The 4,911-nt window shown below is 69.4% G+C and carries 4 protein-coding genes; 2 read left to right on the top strand and 2 right to left on the bottom strand.

Annotated elements, in window-relative coordinates; all coding sequences use genetic code 11:
* The first annotated feature begins 197 nt into the window (after positions 1–197).
* Entirely contained in the window at positions 198–356 is a 159-nt protein-coding gene (locus tag ACIG5E_RS38990) for a hypothetical protein (RefSeq protein WP_396541984.1), read from the top strand.
* 148 nt (positions 357–504) lie between these two features.
* On the opposite strand, the gene ACIG5E_RS38985 is transcribed toward ACIG5E_RS38990, so the two are convergent.
* Positions 505–1,257 (bottom strand): helicase associated domain-containing protein, encoded by a 753-nt coding sequence (locus ACIG5E_RS38985; protein WP_396541982.1) that lies wholly within the window; start codon positions 1,255–1,257, stop codon positions 505–507.
* On the opposite strand from ACIG5E_RS38985, the gene ACIG5E_RS38980 reads away from it, so the two are divergent.
* On the top strand, positions 1,225–1,680 hold the full coding sequence (locus tag ACIG5E_RS38980) for a hypothetical protein (RefSeq protein ID WP_396541980.1): 456 nt from the start codon (positions 1,225–1,227) through the stop codon (positions 1,678–1,680). The genes ACIG5E_RS38985 and ACIG5E_RS38980 overlap by 33 nt on opposite strands.
* A gap of 81 nt (positions 1,681–1,761) precedes the next feature.
* On the opposite strand, the gene ACIG5E_RS38975 is transcribed toward ACIG5E_RS38980, so the two are convergent.
* Positions 1,762–4,290 (bottom strand): Helicase associated domain protein, encoded by a 2,529-nt coding sequence (locus ACIG5E_RS38975; RefSeq protein ID WP_396541978.1) that lies wholly within the window; start codon positions 4,288–4,290, stop codon positions 1,762–1,764.
* Positions 4,291–4,911: the final 621 nt, after the last annotated feature.

Genomic DNA, 4,911 nt, shown 5'->3' with positions numbered 1-4,911 from the left:
AGCCCAGACTCCCGCGATCAACCAGCACGAGCACGGCCAACGACCCGCACGCCAGCCCCTCCGACCAGCACGTTCGAAGATGGCGAAGCTTCATTATTGTGCGGGCCGAACCATGGCGAACACCTCTTCCGAGAACTTCGAGAAGTCAACATCCCGTCTCTCACAAGGAGTTCGCAGCGCACGCCGCCTACATAGTCTTGTTCACCGCCGCGCCCGTCGTGGTGATCGCGCTGATGGCTGCCGCCGTCGCGGGCAAACTCGCCCGCCTCGACGGCGCCTCCTACCCGGCCGCCATGATCTGGGCCGCCACCACCTTCGCCGCCGCCACCGGCGCACTCGCCTCGTACCTCACCTGACCACCGGCCGCCATCGCCAGCGACCGACGGCAGAAGTACCACCAAGCAGTGGAGGCCGCTACCCCGTGCAGGGTGGCGACCTTCCAGTGCTTTTCAGGGCCTCGGCAGCGTAGCGCCGACCACGGACACCGGACCGGCCGGGGCGGCTCTACCAGCCAACCCCCAGGGCCTCCAGCTGCCCAAGCTGCTCGGGGCTGAGCTTGTCCCGGCGGGCCTTCTGGTTGTTCAGCCAGGTCCGAGGGACAGCCCCTCCTCCGTCTTGTGGCTGCGGCACCCGGGCGTGGCCCTCGCGCTCGACGAAGGCCGCCAACGGCGCCAGGCCCTGTTGGAACCGGTCGGCGCGGGAGATCGTCGGCTTCGCCGCGGCGGCCGCCCGCGCGGCGGCCAGCTCCCGGTCCTCGGCGATGCCGATCGCGGTCAGCAGGTCCTGCTGCTCCTGGTCGAGCTCGGCCCACCCGGCCCGCTGCGCCCGCACCCACCGGCCGAGAGCCTCGACCTCGAACTCCGTCTCCACCGGCAGCTGCGCCCAGTCGACCCGGCCGTCGGACTCCAGCCACCATCGCCGGGCCGCCGAGTACGAGCGCTGCCAGGTGATTGGCCAGCGCGGGCACCACCACAGGTCAATCTCCTCCAGCGCCGCCCTGCGCTCCGCATCCAGCGCCCCGGGCTCGCCCTCGGGCACCTCGGCCGCGGCCCGAAGGCCGGCGAGCCAGGCCCCGATCGCGTACCCGCCGACGGCCGCCCGCGCCGGCGTCGCCAACGAGCCGCCGTGCTCCTTCGCCCAGACCCGCGCCCAGTCCAGCCCGGCCTCGAACCGCGCGTCCGAGACGGACCAGATCATGCCGAGCTGCTCCAGCATCTCGACCCGGTGACGCGCCAATTCACCGTTCGCGTATTCCACCCGGCGCTGTGTGAGCCATTCACCGAGCCGGAAATTCTCGTTCTGGGCCCCGCCCTGTCCTGGCCCGAGCTTGCCAGCGCCGCCGACAACATCCCGCCCGACCCCGGCACACTCGACGCCGGCATCCTCGACGCCCACGCCCGCCTGCTGCTCCTGCTGCCCGCCACGGGCGACAACCGTCCGCCCACGACCGCCACTCCCCGCCTGGCCGCCGCGCTACGCGCCCGCACAGCCGTCGAGGACCCCGACCACCTCGCACTCCTCCTCCTGGAACAGCAAGGGCAACCCGGACCCGCTCGCTGGCGGACCACCCAGGACGGGGTACGAACCAACGATGGCCACTACTCCTACCGCAATCCCGCCAACCCCTTCGCCCTCCCGCAGACCCGACTCGCCAAGGTCTCCGCCGCGCTCACCCCATGACCGCACACCGACCCCACCGTTGAGGCGGGGCCGATGTGCGTCAACGATGTGAGACACAGTCTCGAACGAGCCAAGCCCGTCCTACCAGGCCACCCCGAGGGCCTCCAGCTGCGCGAGCTGCTCCTCGCTGAGCTTCTCCTGGCGGGTCTTCGTGTTGTTCAGCCAGGCGCCCAGGGACAGCCCTTCGGCGGTCTTGTGGGCCCGCGGAACGCGAGCATGGCCTTCCCGCTCGACGAACTCGGCCAGCGCCGTCAGATGGAGCTGGAACCGGTCCGCACGGGACACCTTCGGCTTCGCCTCGGCGGCCTGCTTCGCCGCCACCAGCTCCTGGTCCTCCTCGATGCCAATCGCCGACAGCAGGTCCCGCTGGTCCGCCTCCAAGCCCGGCCAGCCAGCCCGCTGCGCCTTCACCCAGCGGCCGAGCTGCTCGCCCTCGAACACGGTGTCCACGGGCAGCTGCGCCCAGTCGACGCGACCGCCAGCCTCCAGCCACCACTGCCGCGCCACGGCGTAGGTGCGCTGCCAGGTGATCGGCCAGGCGGGGCACCACCAGGGGTCGATCTCCTCCAACGCGGCCCGCCGCTCCGGGGCGAGCGCGCCCGGCTGGTCGACCGGGACCTGAGCCGCGGCCCGCAGCTCCGAGAGCCACGTCCCGATGGCGTACCCGCCGATCGAGGCCCGCGCCGGCGCCGCTAGCGAGCCGCCGTGCTCCTTCGCCCAGACCCGGGCCCAGTCGAGGCCGGCCTCGAAGCGGGCGTCGGAGACCGACCAGATCATCCCGAGCTGGTCGAGCATGTCGACTCGGTGGCGCGCCAATTCACCATTTGAATGCTCGGTCCGCCGGTCCGACAGCCATTTTCCGAGCGGGAATTTCCCCTCCTCGCCGACCATCGCGGAATAGGGAACATCGAGACCGCCGGTCTCCTCGTGCCAGCGCCTGGCGTGGTTGATGCCCTCCCGCCAGAACTGGTTCTCACCGGTCAGCACCCGTGAGGCGATGAACAGCGCGAGCACGTTCTCGTCCATCGGAGTCTGGAACCGCACCGGCAGCGTGAAAGCCCCCGCACCACCCTCACCAGACCAGCTCTCACCAGGCCCTGAGGCGGCCTCAGCGCCGCGCCCCTTCGTGCGCTTGCCGGACTTCTGCGGCACCGCGAGGGCCTCCACCACACGTGCATCGTGAGACCTCAAAGCGGTCAAAATACGAACCAGCGGACCATAACTGTCCGACTCCAGAATGTCCCCGGGCTCCTCACCGGGCTTGAGGAAGACCGGCACGATCAGGCTCGCGGTCTTTCCCTCGCCGGGCTTCATACGCAGGGCCCGGCCGATAGCCTGGACGATCTCCACCATGCTTCCTCGCCCTTGTAGAAGAACAGAATCTGTGTCCGGGATGTCGACTCCTTCGCCGAGAACCTTGCACTGGGCGACGACCCGGTGCCGCAGACCGTCCTCCTCGCCGCTGCTCCCAAAATCGGAGATGACCTCCTTGCGGAAGTCGACATCGTGTTCACCGGAGAGCCACTGCGACCAGAATTCACCGGGGTATTTCTGCGGGTTCTCGAAGTGCAGCTTCTCGACCGTCTGGTTCAGTGTCTCGGAGAAGTAGCGGGCCTCGATCGTGCGGTTGTGGAACGTGATGCACCGCTGAAGCCCACGCTCCACCATCGTCTTCACGAGGCCGGCCTGGATCGCGGCGATGTGCGCGGCGGGCACCTCGTCCTCGCTGCCGTCCTGTGCCTCGCCGACACCCGGCCCCCACGGCACGCCCTGCTGTTCGGCGGCCTTGCGGTCACCGAGGGGGTCGCGCAGTTCCAAGACCACGATCTCGAACGGCGCCAACAACTTCCTGTCGATGGCCTCCGCCAGGCCCAGGGAGTAGACGTGCGGGCCGTAGATGCGCTGGTCGTCCATAGACACCGCCAACTCCTCCGGCAGCGGCTGGTACGCGTCCTCGCGGGCCGCCACGGGCCGCTTCGGCGGCGCCCAGATCCGCGGCGTCGCCGTCATGTACAGCCGACGCTCCGCCGGGATCTCGCCCTGATCGTGGACCACGGTCCAGGTCTTCTCCACGCTGCCGGAGGAGCGGTGCGCCTCGTCACAGACCATCAGGTCCAGCGGGGCCAGCACCTCCCCCTCCCCACCCTCCCGCTGCGCCCAGTAGGCGTAGGCGTCGGCGACGGCGCCGACGGAGGTGTAGGTGGCGAACAGGGTAGTCGGCCGGCGGTGCTTGGCCGCGTGGGACAGCCACATCCCGATCATCAACGGGCTGGTGGTGGCCATCACGCCAACCGGCAGCTCCGAGTCGACCAGGGAGCAGACGGCGTGCATGTCCCCGGTACGGCCGGCGGCCCGCCACGAGCCGATCATCTGCACCAGCAGGTCCAGCGTGGGCACCACAACCAGGACCACACCCCTCGGCGCCAGCTTCTGCCCGGCCGCGGCCCCCACGTACGACTTCCCGGAGCCGGTGGCCATCTGCACCGTCACTCGCAGACCGTTGGGGGAGCCCGGCTGCCCCGGACGGGGCGTCAGGCCCCGCACGATGGCCTCCAAGGCCTCCTCCTGATGCCCACGCAGCGAGATGCCTGCGGCAGACTGAGCGGCCATCAGGCCCGGCTTTACGACGCTCACGAAGACGTGTCTCCCCTCACCCATTCCCGAGCCCACACCCGGGACCACGCGGGAAATGCTGACAGTGCCCTACTGATACATTCGACGGACCGGCCCAGAAGTCCATCCGATCCGATTGAAGCGGCTTCTCGACAGGATATAAGTCCCCGGTGTCGAATTTCGGCGAATAATCGAAACGCGCGAGTTGGGACCCAGCTTTCGGCGGGATCTACTGACACATCGAGACTGATACACGGGGGACCGCTGTTCACCCCGCCAGGGTAGCGCACCCCGCCCCGCCGCAGAGGCGAAATATTGGTCTAGGCCATGGACTAGACCAACCTGGCAGGAGTGAAGCCGACCCGCACGCGCCCCCCGATACGCCACCTTTCCGGCAGTCAGCCCGTCTTGAGTTCAGCCAAAATACCAGCTCAGCGATGTGACCAAAGCTCAGCCACCCGGCACCATGGAGCGAAGCGGAGTGGTGCCAGCCCGAGCGCGAAGCGCCGGGCCCACCCGGGCGAAGCCCGGGTGCGGACACGCGGAGCGGGTCCGCCGCCTGACCGAAGGTCAGGCGCGAACGGAGGGCCGAAGGCCCGTAGGGACCCGCTCCGCGGG

Origin of the sequence: Kitasatospora sp. NPDC053057, assembly GCF_044546945.1 — a bacterium.
GTDB lineage: Bacteria > Actinomycetota > Actinomycetes > Streptomycetales > Streptomycetaceae > Kitasatospora.
The sequence above is the reverse complement of the archived record's forward strand: the minus strand, read 5'-3'. Positions and strand labels throughout refer to the sequence as shown.

Coding starts and splice junctions, on each gene's coding strand:
- ACIG5E_RS38975 (WP_396541978.1), bottom strand. CDS start 4,290: ATGGCCGCTCAGTCTGCCGCAGGCATCTCGCTGCGTGGGCATCAGGAG.